Origin of the sequence: Xanthobacter autotrophicus, from assembly GCF_005871085.1 — a bacterium.
Taxonomy (GTDB): Bacteria; Pseudomonadota; Alphaproteobacteria; order Rhizobiales; family Xanthobacteraceae; genus Xanthobacter; species Xanthobacter autotrophicus.
Map to the genome: position 1 here is coordinate 97,467 of NZ_VAUP01000009.1, position 16,572 is coordinate 114,038.

Here is a 16,572-nt window from a genome sequence, read left to right on the forward strand (position 1 = left end):
CCCGTCACCGCCTCAGAACGCGATGCAGGGCGGTGCCTACTCGCTTAACCAAATACGGCGGAACCAAGGACGGGGTTGCCGGGAGCGGTGTGGTGAACGTCGGGCCGGTGTACTTCTGGTCGGTGTATTTGCGGCAGAAATAAAAGCAGTACTCTGAATTGCAGGGGCTCGGCCCGCCAAGCGGCGCAAAAGTCCGCGTCAGGATGTTGCCCTGAGGCGCGGTGTCCGACCCGCAGCGGAACACATCCCCCTGCGGCTCGATGCGCACGAAGCGGCTTCCGGCCGCGCAGGTCCTGTCCGCGAAGGTCGGCGTGCCGGTGAGAAAGTCGTCATCGGCGAACGGATCGATGGTCGGCGGCTCGGACCGCGCCGCGCGCCAGTCGGCATAGGCCGTCCTGGCCCGGCAGCTCATGGCCCGGAAGGCATCACGCTCCGCCGCATCATAGGCGTCAGGATACTGCCGGCCGTGATAGCTGCCACGCAGCAGCTTGGGCACGGGCACCACCCCCGGCACCGCCACCTGGCGCGCGACCTCGTCAGCCGCCTCCAGCACCTGCGGGGTCGCAACCACAGAGACAAAAATGGAAAACCCCGCCTCGTGCAGCAGCGCCAGATTGCGGTTGAAGATCTCCAGCCCCCGCCGACGCGTGCGCTCGTCGGGATGGAGACCCGCGTTGATCACGCTGACGCGCGCGGGATCGATGCTCCGCGCGAAATCACCAAGCGAGGCCTGAGTCAGGTTGCTGTTGAGGGAGATGAAATGATGCCGGGTGAGCGCGGCGCACAGATCCACGAAATCGGGATAGGCCGAGGGCTCGCCGCCGGTGAGGTGTAGCAGGAAGGTCTGCCCGGTGGCGGAGAAGGCATCCGCCCATTCATCCGGGGTGCCGTACCGCACCGTCTTCTCCCCCAGGACCTCGCCGGGGAAGAAACAATAGTCGCACCTGTAATTACAGGTGTTGAGAAGCTGCCAATCCGCCTCGATATCGTAGCGCACGATCGGCAGCTCCGGAGCGCGAGAGACGATCCATGGGGCGTCCCATGGCATCACATCCGGCGCGGAACCTGAAGCGCCACGCCGGATGGGTCGTCTATGCTCAGGCCGCCTCGGCTTCCGCCGCAGCAGCGGTGCGGGCGTGATCCGCGGCGCCCTTGGCGTTCACGTCACGATCCACGAACTCGATGACCGCCATGGCCGTGTTGTCGCCGTAGCGGAAACCGGCCTTGACGATGCGGGTGTATCCACCCGGACGCTCCTTGTAGCGGGGCGCCAGCACGTCGAAGAGCTTCTTGACGATGGTGACGTCCTTCAGCTCCGCGATCGCCTGGCGGCGGGCGTGGAGATCGCCGCGGCGGGCGAGGGTCACCAGCTTCTCCACCACCGGGCGAAGATCCTTCGCCTTGGGCAGGGTGGTCACGATCTGCTCGTGGGTGATGAGGGCGCCCGCGAGGTTGGAGAACATCGCCTTGCGATGCTCCCAGGTGCGGTTGAACTTGCGATGTACCTTGCCGTGACGCATGACGGCGAACTCCTGAAATATGGCGACGGACGAGCCGGCGATCGGTGGCGCGGCTCGGGCCGCTTTAGGTTCAGATCAGTAGTGTTCTTCGAAGCGCTTCGCCAGCTCTTCGATATTCTCCGGCGGCCAGCCGGGCACTTCCATGCCCAGATGCAGGCCGAGGGAGGCGAGCACTTCCTTGATCTCGTTGAGCGACTTGCGACCGAAGTTGGGCGTGCGGAGCATCTCCGTCTCGCTCTTCTGGATCAGGTCGCCGATGTAGACGATGTTGTCGTTCTTCAGGCAGTTGGCCGAGCGCACGGACAGCTCCAGCTCGTCCACCTTCTTCAGCAGCGCCGGGGAGAACGGCAGCGTCTGGATGGCGGTGGTCTCGCTCTCGCGCTTGGGCTCCTCGAAGTTGACGAAGATCTCCAGCTGGTCCTGCAGGATGCGGGCCGCATAGGCGAGCGCGTCCTCGGCCGTGATCGAGCCGTTGGTCTCGATCTGGAGCGTCAGCTTGTCATAGTCGAGGATCTGGCCCTCACGGGTGTTCTCGACCTTGTAGGAGACCTTGCGCACCGGCGAATAGAGGCTGTCGATCGGGATCAGGCCGATCGGCGCGTCCTCGGGCCGGTTGCGGTCGGCGGCGACATAGCCCTTGCCGGTGTCCACCGTGAACTCGATCCGCAGCTCCGCGCCCTCGTCGAGGGTGCAGATGGGCAGGTTCGGGTTGAGGATGGCCACATCGCCCACGGTCTGGATGTCGCCGGCCAGGAGCACGCCCGGGCCGGTCTTCTTGGCCACCATGCGCTTGGGGCCATCGCCCTGCATGCGGATGGCCACATCCTTGACGTTGAGGATGATGTCGGTGACATCTTCGCGCACGCCGGGAATGGACGAGAACTCGTGCAGCACGCCGTCGATGTGAATCGACGTCACGGCCGCGCCCTGAAGCGACGACAGCAGGATGCGGCGCAGGGCATTGCCCAGCGTCATACCGAAGCCGCGCTCCAGCGGCTCGGCGATCACAGTCGCGAAGCGCTTGGGATCGTGGCCGGGATTGACCTGCAGCTTCTCGGGCTTGATCAGCTCTTGCCAGTTCTTCTGAATCACTTGCTTCACCTTGCTTTCTCGCCGGGCCACGGCAGCTGCCGGGGTCTATGCCTCAACCGGAGGCCGGGCCCGTCCCGATCGGGGAGGAGAAACCGGGCAGACGATCCGCAGGGCATGAGCCCCGCGGCGAACCGAAGAGCGGATCAGACGCGGCGGCGCTTGCGCGGACGGCAGCCGTTGTGCGGGATCGGCGTCACGTCGCGGATGGAGGTGACGAGGAAACCCGCCGCCTGCAGCGCGCGCAGGGCGGACTCACGTCCCGAACCGGGGCCGGAGACTTCCACCTCGAGGGTGCGCATGCCGTGCTCGGCGGCCTTGCGGGCCGCGTCCTCGGCCGCCACCTGCGCGGCGTACGGGGTGGACTTGCGCGAACCCTTGAACCCCATGGCGCCGGCCGAGGACCAGGAGATGGTGTTGCCCTGGGCGTCGGTGATGGTGATCATGGTGTTGTTGAACGAGGCGTTCACATGCGCCACGCCCGAGGCAATGTTCTTGCGCTCGCGGCGCTTAACGCGGGTAGCTTCCTTGGCCATTCTACTTTCGATCCTTCAGGCGCGCCCGTAGCTCCAGGCGCTCGGGATGGCCCTTGCGGGGGCCGGACAACGGACGAGGCCGGCAAGGCCGGCCTCTCCTTTCAAAGGGTCTTGCGACCGATCACTTCTTCTTGCCAGCGATGGGCTTGGCCGGACCCTTGCGGGTGCGGGCATTGGTGTGGGTCCGCTGACCACGCACCGGCAGGCCGCGACGATGGCGCAGGCCGCGGTAGCAGCCGAGGTCCATCAGCCGCTTGATGTTCATCGCCACTTCGCGGCGCAGGTCGCCTTCCACGATGTAATCGCGGTCGATGGTCTCGCGGATCTGCAGCACTTCCTGGTCGGTGAGCTGGTTCACGCGGCGCTCGGCCGGAATGCCCACCTTCTCCACGATTTCTTCGGCCTTCTTGGAACCGATGCCGTGGATGTACTGGAGCGCGATGACCACGCGCTTGTTGGTCGGAATATTGACGCCTGCGATACGAGCCACTGCTCTCTCCATGTAACGCCGGCAGGCCATGCGGCCCGCGCCGGCGGGATGATCCCCGCGTCCGGTGGAGGCCGGCCCTTGCGGGGGAAAAGGAAACGCCTCAGATACGACAAAGCAGCCGCCCTGCCCGAACCCTTTCGGGCGGACCGAACGGCACCAATTCCGAAGCGAGGGAGTGCCCATAGCCGAGTTTTAAGAAACCGTCAAGAGCGGCAGGCCAATCCACGGCCCGGATCTTGCTGACGACGCCTTGTGCCCTGCCCTTGAGCGCCCGAAAAGGGGTTGCCGACGAAGCCCGTGGCATCTGGAGACGGGGCCCGCGAATCGGTCGCCTCGCGCCCGACCCTACCCTCGTTCAGCGTACGGCGTGCCACCGACCAAGGCGCCCGGAGAAGTCGCACCAGAACATGACCCAGCCCGTCAACGGGCCACCACACGAAAGAGCTTGACGGCGACACCCTGAGCACGCGCCGCGCCATTGCCAAGGCCCACCTGCAAGTCGACCTGTTCGAGTTGCAGAAGGCGGCGGCCAGAACGTCTGCCTCGGATTGTGCGGCTACCGGCCCGTCAATGACCGGGATGTAGCTTTCAGACTCATCGCGAGCCGCGGCTTCCCCGCGACCCCGATGGGCTCCCAGTGATCCAGAAGGATCTCGCCGATCGCGCGGCAAAGATCCTCCATGGCATCATGCTGCTTCAGCGAGCACCCCGTCGATGGCGGCGGTGACCTGATCGATGGGCGCCATGCCGTCGATCTGCTTCAGCTGGCCGCGCACCTTGTAGTAGGGGGCCACGACGGCCGTATCGCGGTTATAGGCTTCGAGCCGTGTCTTGAAGACCACCGGATCGTCATCCTTGCGCACCGGTTCACCCTTGGCGTGGGCTTCGGCGGCGCGGTTGAGGATGCGGTTCACCAGCTTCTCCTGGTCCACCACCAGCTCGATCACCGCGTCGAGCTTGAGGCCCTTGCTGGTGAGGAGCTGGTCGAGGGCCTCGGCCTGCGCAACCGTGCGCGGGAAGCCATCAAGAATGAAGCCGTTCTTCGCATCCGGCGAATCGAGGCGCTCGGCAATGATGCCGATCACGATCTCGTCAGAGACGAGGCCGCCAGCATCCATGACCGCCTTCGCCTTCAGGCCCACCGGCGTACCGGCGGCCACGGCGGCGCGCAACATGTCGCCGGTGGAGAGCTGGACGATCCCATGACGGGTGACCAGCCGTTGTGCCTGGGTTCCCTTGCCCGCTCCGGGCGGCCCGAGCAGCACCAGCCTCATATTATCTTCTCCTCCCTCCGCGCAGCTTGGCCTTCTTGACCAGACCTTCGTACTGGTGGGCCAACAGATGCCCCTGGATCTGGGACACCGTATCCATGGTCACACTGACCACGATCAGCAGCGATGTCCCTCCGAAATAGAACGGAAGCGAGGCGTAGGAAATCAGCAGTTCGGGGAAGAGGCAAACCGCCGCAATGTAGGCCGCCCCCACCACCGTGATGCGCGTGAGCACATAATCGATGTACTCGGCGGTCCGTTCGCCGGGACGAATGCCGGGAATGAAGCCGCCGTGCTTCTTCAGATTGTCCGCCGTCTCCACCGGATTGAACACGATCGCGGTGTAGAAGAAGCAGAAAAACACGATCAGCAGCACATAGAGCACCATGTAAGCCGGCCGGCCGTGCCCGATGTGGGTGGTGATGGTCTGCAGCCATTCCGGACCCGAGCCCTGCATGAAGCTGGCGATCGTGGTCGGGATCAGCAGCAGGGACGAGGCGAAGATCGGCGGGATGACGCCCGAAGTGTTGAGCTTCAGCGGCAGGTGCGAGGATTGCCCCTCATAGATGCGGTTGCCCACCTGGCGCTTGGGATACTGGATCAGCAGCCGGCGCTGGGCCCGTTCCATGAACACGATGAAGGCGATGACCACCACCGCCATCAGCAGCGCGGCGAGAATCACTACGGTGGAGATGGCGCCTTCACGGCCGAGCTGCAGGGTACGCACGAACGCACCCGGCAATTCCGCTACGATACCGCCGAAGATGATCAGCGAAGTACCGTTGCCGATGCCCCGCGAGGTGATCTGCTCGCCCAGCCACATGAGGAACATGGTGCCGCCGGTGAGGGTGATCACGGTGGTGATTCGGAAGAACCAGCCGGGATCGGCCACCACGCTGCCCGAGCCTTCCAGACCCACCGAGATGCCGTAGGCCTGGAACACGGCCAGCACCACGGTGAGGTAACGGGTATACTGGTTAAGCTGCTTGCGGCCGGCCTCGCCCTCCTTCTTCAGCGCTTCCAGCGTCGGCGAGACGCTGGTGAGCAGCTGGATGATGATGGAGGCCGAGATGTACGGCATGATGTTCAGGGCGAAGATGGCCATGCGCTCCACGGCGCCGCCCGAGAACATGTTGAAGAGCCCGATGATCCCCTGCTGCGCGTTCTTGAACACGTCAGCCAGCGCATCCGGATTGATTCCGGGCATGGGGATATAAGTGCCCAGCCGATAGACGATAAGCGCGCCGAGCGTGAACCAGATACGCTTCTTGAGCTCCTCGGCCTTGCCGAGGGCTCCGAAATTGAGGTTCGCCGCGAGTTGTTCCGCCGCCGAGACCATGCCTTGCTCCGCTGGACGCCGCCCGGTTTGGGGCAGCCCTTATATGAGGGCGCGATTCGCGGGTGCCTAGTGCGCGGATCCGATCAACGCGGATCGACAGGCGTTTTCTTGCCGATGGTTCGGGACCTCAACCGCGGCCGAGCCAGGACGCCTCTGCGCCCACCCGCTCCGGGTCGAAAATCCTTCCCGCATCCGGCGGCACCGGAGCATCGCCCGGAAATGCAGATACCCGGCCTTGGGCCGGGTTGCTAGAGCCGGATCGTCAGGTTGAGACAACCTGCACGCCAATCCGTCCCGAAACGCGAGATCGCGCGAGGACTGAGGCGAGACGACGCACCCGGATCCCCATGCGAAAAAACGGCCGGGCGCGCCCGGCCGCTTGTTCAAACCGAAGCAGCCGGATCACCCGACCGCTCCCGGATCACTCCGCCTCGGCGACGGCAGCAGCCGCCAGAACCGTCACGGACCCACCGGCCTTCTCCACGGCGGCGACAGCGGACTTGGTGGCATAGGCCACTTCCAGCGTCACCTTGGCGGAAAGTTCACCGGTGCCGAGCACGCGGACGCCGTCCTTGGCCCGGCGCAGCACGCCAGCCGCGACCAGCGCCGCCTCGGTGACCGGCTGGCCGGCATCGAGCTTGCCGGCCTCAACGGCCGCCTGGATCTTGCCCAAGGAGACCTCGTTGTAGTCGAGGCGGAAGATGTTGTGGAAGCCACGCTTCGGCAGACGCCGATGCAGCGGCATCTGGCCACCCTCGAACCCCTTGATGGCCACGCCGGTCCGGGCCTTCTGGCCCTTCACGCCGCGACCCGCGGTCTTGCCCTTGCCGGAGCCGATGCCCCGGCCCACCCGCATGCGCTTCTTGCGAGCGCCGGGGTTGTCCCTGATTTCGTCGAGATTCATGTCCCGCTCCTCACTCGACCACGCGGACGAGGTGGGCGACCTTCGCGATCATGCCGCGCACGGCCGGGGTATCCTTGAGGGTGGAGCGGCGATGCCGCTTGTTCAGCCCAAGCCCGACCAGGGTTGCTTCCTGGTCGAACGGGCGGCGGATCGGCGAGCCGATCTGCTCCACGGTGACTGTCTTGTCGCTCATGATGGCGCGCTCCTAATCCGACGCTCAGTCCGTCGCTTCCGCGTCTTCGACGCGGCGGCGGGACTGGAGCTGCGACACCTTGATACCGCGACGGGCCGCGACCGAGCGCGGGCTGTCCTGGTTCTTGAGGGCGTCGAACGTGGCGCGCACCATGTTGTAGGGGTTGGAAGACCCGAAGGACTTCGCCACCACATCGTGCATGCCGAGGGTCTCGAACACCGCGCGCATCGGGCCGCCGGCGATGATGCCGGTACCCGCCGGAGCGGCACGCAGGATCACCTTGCCGGCGCCGTGGTGACCATGCACGTCGTGGTGCAGGGTCCGGCCCTCACGCAGCGGCACGCGGATGAGCGCACGCTTGGCGCTCTCCGTGGCCTTGCGGATGGCCTCGGGCACTTCGCGGGCCTTGCCATGGCCGAAGCCGACGCGGCCCTTCTGGTCACCCACCACCACCAGGGCGGCGAAACCGAACCGACGGCCGCCCTTCACCACCTTCGCGACACGGTTAATGTGGACAAGCTTGTCCACAAACGTGTTGTCGCGATCTTCGCGCTCGTGGCGCTGTTCCCGTTCACGGGCCATATTCGCGTGTCCTTCGCGTCAGAACTGAAGGCCGCCTTCGCGGGCGCCCTCAGCGAGCGCCTTGACGCGCCCATGAAAGATGTATGCGCCACGGTCGAAGACGACCGCAGTCACGCCCTTTGCCAGGGCCCGCTCGGCCACAAGCTTGCCGATGGTCTTTGCCGCGTCGGTATCCGCACCCGTCTTCAGCGACGTGCGCAGATCCTTCTCAAGGCTGGACGCGGCGGCGAGGGTCTCGCCGTTCGCATCATCGATGACCTGCGCATAAATGTGCTGCGAGGTCCGGTGCACCGAAAGGCGCGGACGTCCGTTCGCAGCGACGCGAATCGCACGGCGCACCTTGGCCTTGCGGCGCGCCAGCGCCTCCAAATCCTTAGCCATGGTTCGCCTCCGTTACTTCTTCTTACCTTCCTTGCGGAAGATGAATTCACCGGCGTACTTGACACCCTTGCCCTTGTAGGGCTCGGGGCCGCGGAACTCTCGGATCTCAGCCGCCACCTGACCCACCTTCTGGCGGTCGATGCCGGAGATGACCACTTCGGTGGGCTTCGGCGTGACGATCTGGATCCCTTCCGGGATCGCGTAGATCACGTCGTGGCTGTAGCCCAGCGCCAGGTTCAGGTTCTTGCCCTGCACAGCGGCCTTGTAGCCGACGCCGGTGATCTCGAGCTTCTTTTCGAAGCCCTTGGTCACGCCTTCGACCAGGTTCGCCACCAGGGTGCGGGACATGCCCCACATGGCCTTGTGGCGGGTGGTCTCGCCGCGCATGGACACCTTGAGCTCGGAGCCCTCGATGGCGGCTTCGATCTCTTCCACGAGCGTCACTTCGAGGGCACCCTTGGGGCCCTTTACCTTCACCGTCTGTCCGTCCAGGCTGGCGGTCACGCCAGCGGGGATGGCGACGGGCAGCTTGCCGATCTTCGACATGTCTTCCTCCGTCGCCTCAGAACACGGTGCAGAGCACTTCGCCGCCAACGTTCTTGTCGCGGGCTTCGTGGTCCGCCATCACGCCCTGGGGCGTGGAGACGACCGCGATGCCGAGACCATTGGCAACTCGGGGCAGATTCTTAACCGACGCGTACACGCGGCGGCCGGGCTTCGACACGCGGGCGATCTCGCGGATCACCGGAACGCCGTCGAAATACTTGAGCTCGATCTCGAACTCGGTGCGACCGTTGCCGTGATCCGTCGCGGTGTAGCCGCGGATATAGCCTTCGGTGCGCAGCACTTCGAGGACGCTCGCACGCAGGCGGGAGCCCGGCGTGGAAGTCTTGTCCTTGCGGCGCATCTGGGCGTTGCGGATGCGGGTGATCAGATCGCCGATGGGATCAGTTACAGCCATCGTTCCCTCCTCACCAGCTCGACTTCACGAGGCCAGGAACCATGCCCTGGTTACCCAGCTCGCGCAGTGCGATACGGCTCATCTTGAGCTTGCGGTAGAAGGCGCGCGGACGGCCCGTCACCTCACAGCGGTTGCGGATACGAATCTTCGCGCCATTGCGCGGCATCTCCGCCAGCTTGAGGGTCGCCTGGAAGCGCTCCTCGATCGGCAGCGTCTTGTCATTCACGATCGCCTTCAGACGCGCGCGCTTCGCCGCATGGCCGGTGGCCAGCTTGCGGCGGCGCTCGTTCGTCTCGATCGCGCTCTTCTTCGCCATCTTTTGCTCCTGTTCTCCGCGTCTGAGGCAGCTCGAAGCTCCTCACGGCCGGAAAATCACGCTGTCACTAGTCGCTTCACCTCACCGCCTGGGCGGAAAGGCCGGGCGCCCCGCTCGCGCGAAGCGCCCCTTCTAGACGCTCACTGACGGAAAGGGAAATTAAACGCCTTCAGAAGGGCGCGGGCTTCCTCGTCCGTCTTCGCGGTGGTGCACACGATGATGTCCATGCCCCAGATCTGCTCGACGCGGTCGTAGTTGATCTCGGGGAACACGATGTGCTCCTTGACGCCCATGGCATAGTTGCCACGGCCATCGAAGCTCTTCGGGTTCAGGCCGCGGAAGTCCCGCACGCGCGGCAGCGCGATGCTGACGAGCCGGTCCATGAACTCGTACATGCGCGCCTTGCGAAGGGTGACCTTCGCGCCGACCGGCTGGTTCTCGCGCAGCTTGAAGTTCGAGATCGCCTTGCGGGCCCGGGTGATCACCGGCTTCTGGCCGGCGATCTGCGCCAGGTCGGCGGCGGCGGTCGTCACCTTCTTGGTATCGGCAGTGGCCTCGCCAACGCCCATGTTGATGACGATCTTGTCGATCGTCGGCACTTCCATGGGGTTCTTGTAGCCGAACTGCTCGATCATCTTCGGCCGCACCACTTCATCATAGAAGGTGCGCAGCTTCGGGGTGTAAGTCGCCTCAGCCATCGATCCTCTCCCCGGAACGCTTGGCCACGCGGACCTTGGTCCCGTCTTCCAGCACCTGGAAGCCGACGCGGGTCGGCTTGCCGTCCTTGGGGTCGGCAACGGCGACGTTCGACAGCTGGATGGGAGCCTCCTTGGAGATGATCCCGCCCTCCTGGTTCGCCGTCTGACGCTGGTGGCGCTTGACGATATTGACGCCGCGGACGAGCGCGCGCTCTTCCTTCGGCATCACCTGGATTACCTCGCCGGTGCGCCCCTTGTCGCGGCCGGTGAGGACGACGACCTTGTCGCCCTTCTTGATCTTCGCGGCCATCAAAGCACCTCCGGCGCCAGCGAGATGATCTTCATGTGGTTCTTCGAGCGCAGCTCGCGCGGAACCGGTCCGAAGATACGAGTGCCCACCGGCTCCTTGTTGTTGTTGATCAGCACGGCCGCGTTGCGGTCGAAGCGGATCACGGAGCCGTCGACGCGACGGATGTCCTTGGCGGTGCGAACCACCACGGCCTTCATCACGTCGCCCTTCTTCACGCGGCCGCGCGGAATAGCTTCCTTGACCGACACCACGATGATGTCGCCCACATGGGCATACTTCCGCTTGGAACCGCCAAGTACCTTGATGCACATGACGCGACGCGCACCGGAATTGTCCGCCACGTCGAGATTGGTCTGCATCTGGATCATGACGCACCTGTTCTCGTCATCCGGCGCCGCCGGCGCGCCGGCATTGCCTCAACCCTTGTTTACCGTGGCCGCTCATCGGAACACGGTGCTGCCGCGGTGCGGTCTCCACTCGGCTCTCATCGAGACGACGGACCCGGCGCCGGAGCCTTCTCCGTCCGGACGATCCATCCGGACGGAAAATCTTCTATCAGACCTCGGCGCGCTTTTCGCCCTGGATCACGATCCAGTTCTTGAGCTTGGAGATCGGCCGGTGCTCTTCGATCCACACCGTATCCCCCACCGACCAGGCGTTGGCCTCGTCGTGGGCGTGATACTTCTTGGACCGGCGCACGGTCTTCTTCAGCAGCGGATGAGTGAAGCGGCGCTCCACCCGGACCACCACGGTCTTGTCAGTCTTGTCGCTCACCACGACGCCCTGGAGCACGCGCTTCGGCATCGCTTCCTCACTTCGCCTTCTGCACCGGCGCACCGGTACGCTTGACAGTCTGCACGGTCTTGATCCGCGCGATATCGCGGCGGATCTGCTTGGACCGCGCGGTGTTCTCCAGCTGACCCGTCGCCTTCTGGAAGCGCAGGTTGAACTGTTCCTTCTTCAGCTTCAGCAGCTCATCGGCGAGCTGATCGGGGCTGAGGGCCCGAACGTCCTCGGCTTTCATGAGCCTCTCCTCACTCGGCGATGCGCTGGATGAAGCGCGTCTTGATGGGCAGCTTGGCCGCCGCGAGGGTCAGGGCCTCGCGGGCCGTCTCAACGCTCACCCCGTCGATCTCGAACATGATGCGGCCGGGCTTGATGCGGGCCGCCCAATATTCGGGAGCGCCCTTGCCCTTGCCCATGCGCACTTCCGTGGGCTTGGCAGAGACCGGCACGTCCGGGAACACGCGGATCCACACGCGGCCGGCACGCTTCATGTGACGGGTGAGCGCGCGACGGGCCGCCTCGATCTGGCGGGCGGTGACACGCTCCGGCTCGACGGCCTTGAGGCCGAACTCGCCGAAGTTCAGTTCCGTGCCGCCCTTGGCGACGCCGTGGATGCGTCCCTTGAACTGCTTGCGGAACTTGGTGCGCTTGGGTTGCAGCATGGCTTAAACGCCTTCTCTCTCGGCAGCCGTCAGGCGCGGTGGCCGCGATCGCGGTCGCCGCGATCGCCACGCTCACGGTCGCCGCGCTCACGCCGCTGGGGACGCGAGGAGGGACCAGCTTCCTGCTCGGCCTGGCGCTTGTCCTGCGCCATGGGATCGTGCTCGAGGATCTCGCCCTTGAAGACCCACACCTTGACACCGCAGGTGCCGTAGGTGGTGAAGGCCGTGGCAGTGCCGTAGTCCACGTCCGCACGCAAGGTGTGCAGCGGCACGCGGCCTTCACGGTACCATTCAAGGCGCGCGATCTCAGCGCCGCCGAGGCGGCCCGAGCAATTGATGCGGATGCCCTCGGCGCCGAGCCGCATGGCCGACTGCACCGCGCGCTTCATGGCCCGGCGGAACGCCACGCGGCGCTCGAGCTGCTGGGCGATGGATTCGGCGACCAGACGGGCGTCGATCTCGGGCTTGCGGATCTCGACGATGTTGATGAAGACCTCCGAGGAGGTCATCTCCGACACCTTCTTGCGCAGCTTGTCGATGTCCGCGCCCTTCTTGCCGATGACCACACCGGGACGACCGGAGTAGATGGTCACGCGGCACTTCTTGTGCGGACGCTCGATCACCACCTTGGACACCGCAGCCTGCTTGAGCTGCTTGAACAGCATCTCGCGGATCTTGATGTCTTCATGGAGCAGCTTGCCGTACTCGCCCTTGTTGGCGAACCAGCGGCTGTCCCACGTGCGGTTGATGCCGAGCCGAAGCCCGATCGGATTGACCTTCTGACCCATCAGGCCCGCTCCTCGACTTCCCGCACCACAATGGTGATGTGGGAGAAGGGCTTCTCGATGCGCGAGGCGCGACCGCGCGCCCGCGGCGAGAACCGCTTCATCACCAGACCCTTGCCCACGTGCGCCTCGGCGACGACCAGGTCGTCGACATCGAGCTCGTGGTTGTTCTCGGCGTTGGCGATCGCGCTCTCGAGGCACTTCCGCACGTCGCGGGCGATCCGCTTGTGGGAGAACTCGAGATCGGCGAGGGCCGTCGCCACCTTCTTGCCGCGGATCAGGCCCGCGACCAGGTTGAGCTTCTGGGGGGAGATGCGCAGATTGCGCAGCACCGCCTTGGCTTCGTTGTCCGCGAGCGCGCGGGGCTTTGCCTGCTTACCCATGACCGATCACCGCCGCTTCGACTTCTTGTCGGCCGCGTGTCCGTAGTAGGTACGGGTCGGCGCGAACTCGCCGAACTTGTGGCCGATCATTTCCTCGGAGACGTTCACGGGCACATGCTTGTGACCGTTGTAGACGCCGAAGGTTAAGCCCACAAATTGGGGCAGGATGGTGGAGCGCCGGCTCCAGATCTTGATAACGTCGCGGCGACCGGAGCCGGAAGCGGCTTCCGCCTTCTTCAGGAGGTAGCCGTCGACGAACGGGCCCTTCCAAACAGACCGTGTCATGTGTCAGGCCCTCACTTCTTCCGCTTGTGGCGGCTGGACACGATGAACTTGTCCGTCGCCTTGTTGTTGCGGGTCTTCTTGCCCTTGGTGGGGAAGCCCCAGGGGGTGACCGGGTTACGGCCACCGGAGGTGCGGCCTTCGCCGCCGCCGTGCGGATGGTCGACCGGGTTCATGGTCACGCCGCGGTTATGCGGCTTGCGACCCAGCCACCGATTGCGCCCGGCCTTGCCGAGCGAGATGTTCATGTGGTCGGGGTTGGAGACCGCGCCCACCGTGGCGTAGCACGCTCCGAGAACGAGGCGCTGCTCACCCGAATTCAGGCGCACGATCACATAGCCCTGGTCGCGGCCGACGATCTGCGCGTAAGTGCCGGCGGAGCGGGCGATCTGGCCGCCCTTCCCCACCTTCAGCTCCACGTTGTGGACGATGGTGCCGACCGGAAGCGAGGACAGCGGACCGGCATTGCCCGGCTTCACGTCCACCTGCTCGCCGGCGATCACCTGGTCGCCGACCGCCAGGCGCTGCGGCGCCAGGATGTAGGCCAGGTCGCCGTCCTCATACTTGATGAGGGCGATGAAGGCCGAGCGGTTCGGATCGTACTCGATCCGGTCCACCACCGCCGGGACGCCGCGCTTGGTGCGCTTGAAATCCACCAGACGATAGGTCTGCTTGTGACCACCGCCGCGGAAGCGGACGGTGATGCGGCCGTTATTGTTGCGGCCGCCCGAGGAGCTCTTGCCCTCGGTCAGCGTCTTCACCGGCTTGCCCTTGTAGAGGCCGGAGCGGTCCACGATCACGAGCTGGCGAAGGCTCGGCGTGACCGGCTTGAAATGCTTCAGCGCCATGGTCTTGTCCCGTTCCCCTCAGCTCTCAGAGGCCCGTGGTGATGTCGATCTTCTGGCCCTCTTCGAGGGTCACGACCGCTTTTTTGACGTCGCTCTGGACGCCCTTGCGGCCCTTGAAGATCTTCACCTTGCCCTTACGGACCAGCGTATTCACGCTCTTCACCTTCACGTCGAAGAGCTTTTCCACGGCCTCCTTGATGGCGGGCTTCGTGGCAGTCTTGGCGACGTTGAAGACAACCTTGTTGTACTCACTCGCCGCCGTCGCCTTCTCGGTGATGACGGGAGAGCGGATCACGTCGTAATGACGCGGCTCGATGGTGCGTTGCGGGCTCATTTGAAGCGCGCCTCCAGCGCGTCCACGGCGGCCTTGGTCAGGACCAGGGTATCGCGGCGCAGGATGTCATAGACGTTGATGCCCTGGATCGGGAGCACGTCCACATAGGGCAGGTTGCGCGCCGCGAGCGCCACATTCTGCTCCACCTGGGCACCGTCCACGATCAGGACCGATTCGAGGCCCAGCTTGGCGAAGTGCTCCTTGAGCGCCTTCGTCTTGGGATCGTCAAGGGAGACCTTGTCGAGCACGATGATCCGCTCGGCCTTGGCCTTCGACGACAGGGCATGCTTCAGGGCCAGCGCACGCACCTTCTTCGGCAGGTCGATGGCATGGGAGCGCACGACGGGACCGAAGGCACGACCACCACCGCGGAACTGCGGAGCGGAGGCAGCGCCATGACGGGCGTTGCCGGTGCCCTTCTGCTTGTACATCTTCTTGGACGTGCGGTTGATTTCCGAACGGCCCTTGGTGCGATGGGTGCCGGCCTGGCGGCGCGAAAGCTGCCAGGTGACGCACCGGTGCAGGATGTCCGCCCGCGGCTCGAGACCGAAGATCTCATCCGACAGGGTCACGGAGCCGGCGTCGATGCCGTCGAGCGTCTTGACGGTGATTTCCATCACGCGCCCTCCTCATTGACGGCTTCGGCGGCGGGAGCCGCTTCGGACCCGTTCAGCTTGAACGCGCCGGGCTTGGGAGCCTCGGCAGGCAGCTTCTTCTTCACCGCGTCGCGCACGGTGATCCAGCCGCCCGCATGGCCGGGAACGGCGCCTTCGACGGCGATAAGGCCGCGCTCGACGTCGGTCATGACGACCTTGAGGTTCTGGGTGGTGACGGTGACGTCACCCATGTGGCCAGGCATCTTCTTGTTCTTGAAGGTCTTGCCCGGGTCCTGACGGCCGCCGGTCGAACCGATCGAACGATGCGAGATGGACACGCCGTGGGTGGCGCGAAGACCACCGAAATTGTGGCGCTTCATGCCGCCGGCAAAGCCCTTGCCGATCGTGGTGCCGGTGACGTCGACGTACTGGCCCACGACGAAGTGGTCAGCCGTGATCTCGGCGCCGACCGGGATCAGCGCCTCTTCCGGCACGCGGAACTCGGCGAGCTTGTGCTTGGGCTCAACCTGGGCGACCGCGAAGTGGCCACGCTCAGCGCGGGTCACATTCTTGGGCTTGCGCCGACCAGCACCAAGCTGGACCGCAACATAACCGTTCTTGTCGAGCGTACGGTGGGCAACCACCTGGCAGCTCTCAACTTTCAGCACAGTGACCGGCACGTGCTCACCGGCATCGGTGAAGATGCGGGTCATGCCGACCTTCTGGGCGATGACGCCTGACCGCATGGTCGTGTCTCCTCGCCTCACTTCAGAGCTTGATTTCGACGTCGACGCCAGCGGCGAGGTCGAGCTTCATCAGCGCGTCCACGGTCTGGGGAGTCGGATCGACGATATCGAGCAACCGCTTGTGAGTACGCATCTCAAACTGCTCGCGCGACTTCTTGTCGATGTGCGGAGAGCGATTGACGGTGAACTTCTCGATCCGCGTCGGCAGCGGAATCGGGCCGCGCACCTGCGCACCCGTGCGCTTGGCCGTGGCGACGATCTCACGCGTCGACGCATCGAGGATGCGGTGATCGAACGCCTTCAGGCGAATTCGAATGTTCTGGCCGTTCATGGCTCAAAGGCTCCGGGGAATGAAGGACGCGCGCGTTCCGCGGCGCGTCCCCGTTTCTTCTTGTCAGATCACTCGATGATGGAGGCGACGACGCCGGCGCCCACCGTGCGGCCACCCTCGCGGATGGCGAAGCGCAGCTTTTCTTCCATGGCGATGGGAACGATCAGCGCCACGTCCATGGACACGTTGTCGCCCGGCATCACCATCTCGGTGCCTTCCGGCAGCGTGC

The 16,572-nt window shown here is 65.0% G+C and carries 29 protein-coding genes; all 29 read right to left on the minus strand.

Going from position 1 to position 16,572, the window contains the following annotated elements; all coding sequences use genetic code 11:
* Positions 1 to 4: 4 nt before the first annotated feature.
* A complete protein-coding gene (locus FBQ73_RS03450) occupies positions 5 to 997 on the minus strand; it encodes a radical SAM protein (RefSeq protein ID WP_246089545.1) in 993 nt (330 codons plus the stop codon).
* 100 nt (positions 998 to 1,097) lie between these two features.
* Positions 1,098 to 1,520 (minus strand): 50S ribosomal protein L17, encoded by a 423-nt coding sequence (gene rplQ / locus FBQ73_RS03455; protein ID WP_138398131.1) that lies wholly within the window; start codon positions 1,518 to 1,520, stop codon positions 1,098 to 1,100.
* Positions 1,521 to 1,595: 75 nt separating this feature from the next.
* Positions 1,596 to 2,612 (minus strand): DNA-directed RNA polymerase subunit alpha, encoded by a 1,017-nt coding sequence (locus tag FBQ73_RS03460; RefSeq protein WP_012116744.1) that lies wholly within the window; start codon positions 2,610 to 2,612, stop codon positions 1,596 to 1,598.
* A gap of 143 nt (positions 2,613 to 2,755) precedes the next feature.
* Complete coding sequence (rpsK, locus tag FBQ73_RS03465) at positions 2,756 to 3,145, minus strand: 30S ribosomal protein S11 (RefSeq protein ID WP_012116745.1); 390 nt, start codon at positions 3,143 to 3,145, stop codon at positions 2,756 to 2,758.
* 121 nt (positions 3,146 to 3,266) lie between these two features.
* The gene (gene rpsM / locus FBQ73_RS03470) at positions 3,267 to 3,635 is read right to left on the minus strand and encodes a 30S ribosomal protein S13 (RefSeq protein ID WP_138398132.1); all 369 of its coding nucleotides are present in this window, start codon (positions 3,633 to 3,635) and stop codon (positions 3,267 to 3,269) included.
* A gap of 686 nt (positions 3,636 to 4,321) precedes the next feature.
* A complete protein-coding gene (locus tag FBQ73_RS03475; protein ID WP_138398133.1) occupies positions 4,322 to 4,909 on the minus strand; it encodes an adenylate kinase in 588 nt (195 codons plus the stop codon).
* A 1-nt stretch (position 4,910) separates the two neighbouring features.
* The gene (secY, locus tag FBQ73_RS03480) at positions 4,911 to 6,245 is read right to left on the minus strand and encodes a preprotein translocase subunit SecY (protein WP_138398134.1); all 1,335 of its coding nucleotides are present in this window, start codon (positions 6,243 to 6,245) and stop codon (positions 4,911 to 4,913) included.
* Positions 6,246 to 6,666: 421 nt separating this feature from the next.
* Positions 6,667 to 7,149, minus strand: a complete 483-nt coding sequence (gene rplO, locus FBQ73_RS03485; protein ID WP_138398135.1) for a 50S ribosomal protein L15 — start codon at positions 7,147 to 7,149, stop codon at positions 6,667 to 6,669.
* Positions 7,150 to 7,159: 10 nt separating this feature from the next.
* Positions 7,160 to 7,342, minus strand: a complete 183-nt coding sequence (gene rpmD, locus FBQ73_RS03490; RefSeq protein ID WP_012116751.1) for a 50S ribosomal protein L30 — start codon at positions 7,340 to 7,342, stop codon at positions 7,160 to 7,162.
* Positions 7,343 to 7,366: 24 nt separating this feature from the next.
* Positions 7,367 to 7,924 (minus strand): 30S ribosomal protein S5, encoded by a 558-nt coding sequence (gene rpsE, locus FBQ73_RS03495; protein ID WP_012116752.1) that lies wholly within the window; start codon positions 7,922 to 7,924, stop codon positions 7,367 to 7,369.
* 18 nt (positions 7,925 to 7,942) lie between these two features.
* Positions 7,943 to 8,305 (minus strand): 50S ribosomal protein L18, encoded by a 363-nt coding sequence (rplR, locus tag FBQ73_RS03500; RefSeq protein ID WP_012116753.1) that lies wholly within the window; start codon positions 8,303 to 8,305, stop codon positions 7,943 to 7,945.
* Between the two features lie 12 nt (positions 8,306 to 8,317).
* Positions 8,318 to 8,851: a 50S ribosomal protein L6 gene (gene rplF / locus FBQ73_RS03505; RefSeq protein WP_138398136.1), complete on the minus strand. Its 534-nt coding sequence runs from the start codon at positions 8,849 to 8,851 to the stop codon at positions 8,318 to 8,320.
* 16 nt (positions 8,852 to 8,867) lie between these two features.
* Positions 8,868 to 9,266, minus strand: a complete 399-nt coding sequence (gene rpsH, locus FBQ73_RS03510) for a 30S ribosomal protein S8 (RefSeq protein ID WP_138398137.1) — start codon at positions 9,264 to 9,266, stop codon at positions 8,868 to 8,870.
* 10 nt (positions 9,267 to 9,276) lie between these two features.
* Positions 9,277 to 9,582 carry a 30S ribosomal protein S14 gene (gene rpsN, locus FBQ73_RS03515; RefSeq protein WP_012116756.1) on the minus strand — a complete coding sequence of 102 codons (306 nt, stop codon included), beginning with the start codon at positions 9,580 to 9,582 and terminating at the stop codon, positions 9,277 to 9,279.
* Positions 9,583 to 9,722: 140 nt separating this feature from the next.
* The gene (gene rplE, locus FBQ73_RS03520; RefSeq protein WP_012116757.1) at positions 9,723 to 10,280 is read right to left on the minus strand and encodes a 50S ribosomal protein L5; all 558 of its coding nucleotides are present in this window, start codon (positions 10,278 to 10,280) and stop codon (positions 9,723 to 9,725) included.
* Positions 10,273 to 10,590, minus strand: coding sequence for a 50S ribosomal protein L24 (gene rplX, locus FBQ73_RS03525; protein WP_012116758.1), 318 nt, complete (start codon positions 10,588 to 10,590; stop codon positions 10,273 to 10,275). The genes rplE and rplX overlap by 8 nt, the downstream gene beginning before the upstream one ends.
* Complete coding sequence (gene rplN, locus FBQ73_RS03530; protein WP_138398138.1) at positions 10,590 to 10,958, minus strand: 50S ribosomal protein L14; 369 nt, start codon at positions 10,956 to 10,958, stop codon at positions 10,590 to 10,592. The genes rplX and rplN overlap by 1 nt, the downstream gene beginning before the upstream one ends.
* A gap of 187 nt (positions 10,959 to 11,145) precedes the next feature.
* Positions 11,146 to 11,394 carry a 30S ribosomal protein S17 gene (gene rpsQ / locus FBQ73_RS03535; RefSeq protein WP_138398139.1) on the minus strand — a complete coding sequence of 83 codons (249 nt, stop codon included), beginning with the start codon at positions 11,392 to 11,394 and terminating at the stop codon, positions 11,146 to 11,148.
* A gap of 7 nt (positions 11,395 to 11,401) precedes the next feature.
* Positions 11,402 to 11,614 (minus strand): 50S ribosomal protein L29, encoded by a 213-nt coding sequence (gene rpmC / locus FBQ73_RS03540; protein WP_138398140.1) that lies wholly within the window; start codon positions 11,612 to 11,614, stop codon positions 11,402 to 11,404.
* Positions 11,615 to 11,624: 10 nt separating this feature from the next.
* Entirely contained in the window at positions 11,625 to 12,038 is a 414-nt protein-coding gene (gene rplP / locus FBQ73_RS03545) for a 50S ribosomal protein L16 (RefSeq protein ID WP_012113709.1), read from the minus strand.
* A 29-nt stretch (positions 12,039 to 12,067) separates the two neighbouring features.
* Positions 12,068 to 12,826 (minus strand): 30S ribosomal protein S3, encoded by a 759-nt coding sequence (gene rpsC, locus FBQ73_RS03550; protein WP_138398141.1) that lies wholly within the window; start codon positions 12,824 to 12,826, stop codon positions 12,068 to 12,070.
* Positions 12,826 to 13,206, minus strand: coding sequence for a 50S ribosomal protein L22 (gene rplV, locus FBQ73_RS03555; RefSeq protein WP_012113707.1), 381 nt, complete (start codon positions 13,204 to 13,206; stop codon positions 12,826 to 12,828). Before rplV ends, rpsC begins: the two co-directional genes overlap by 1 nt.
* A 6-nt stretch (positions 13,207 to 13,212) precedes the next feature.
* On the minus strand, positions 13,213 to 13,491 hold the full coding sequence (rpsS, locus tag FBQ73_RS03560) for a 30S ribosomal protein S19 (RefSeq protein ID WP_012113706.1): 279 nt from the start codon (positions 13,489 to 13,491) through the stop codon (positions 13,213 to 13,215).
* 11 nt (positions 13,492 to 13,502) lie between these two features.
* Positions 13,503 to 14,336 (minus strand): 50S ribosomal protein L2, encoded by an 834-nt coding sequence (gene rplB / locus FBQ73_RS03565; RefSeq protein ID WP_012113705.1) that lies wholly within the window; start codon positions 14,334 to 14,336, stop codon positions 13,503 to 13,505.
* A gap of 25 nt (positions 14,337 to 14,361) precedes the next feature.
* The gene (locus FBQ73_RS03570; protein WP_138398142.1) at positions 14,362 to 14,670 is read right to left on the minus strand and encodes a 50S ribosomal protein L23; all 309 of its coding nucleotides are present in this window, start codon (positions 14,668 to 14,670) and stop codon (positions 14,362 to 14,364) included.
* Positions 14,667 to 15,287 (minus strand): 50S ribosomal protein L4, encoded by a 621-nt coding sequence (gene rplD / locus FBQ73_RS03575; RefSeq protein ID WP_138398143.1) that lies wholly within the window; start codon positions 15,285 to 15,287, stop codon positions 14,667 to 14,669. The genes FBQ73_RS03570 and rplD overlap by 4 nt, the downstream gene beginning before the upstream one ends.
* The gene (rplC, locus tag FBQ73_RS03580) at positions 15,287 to 16,012 is read right to left on the minus strand and encodes a 50S ribosomal protein L3 (protein ID WP_012113702.1); all 726 of its coding nucleotides are present in this window, start codon (positions 16,010 to 16,012) and stop codon (positions 15,287 to 15,289) included. The genes rplD and rplC overlap by 1 nt, the downstream gene beginning before the upstream one ends.
* A gap of 22 nt (positions 16,013 to 16,034) precedes the next feature.
* Positions 16,035 to 16,343 (minus strand): 30S ribosomal protein S10, encoded by a 309-nt coding sequence (gene rpsJ / locus FBQ73_RS03585; RefSeq protein WP_012113701.1) that lies wholly within the window; start codon positions 16,341 to 16,343, stop codon positions 16,035 to 16,037.
* Positions 16,344 to 16,411: 68 nt separating this feature from the next.
* The coding region (locus FBQ73_RS03590; protein WP_449353873.1) for an EF-Tu C-terminal domain-related protein at positions 16,412 to 16,572 on the minus strand (161 nt) is incomplete at its 5' end.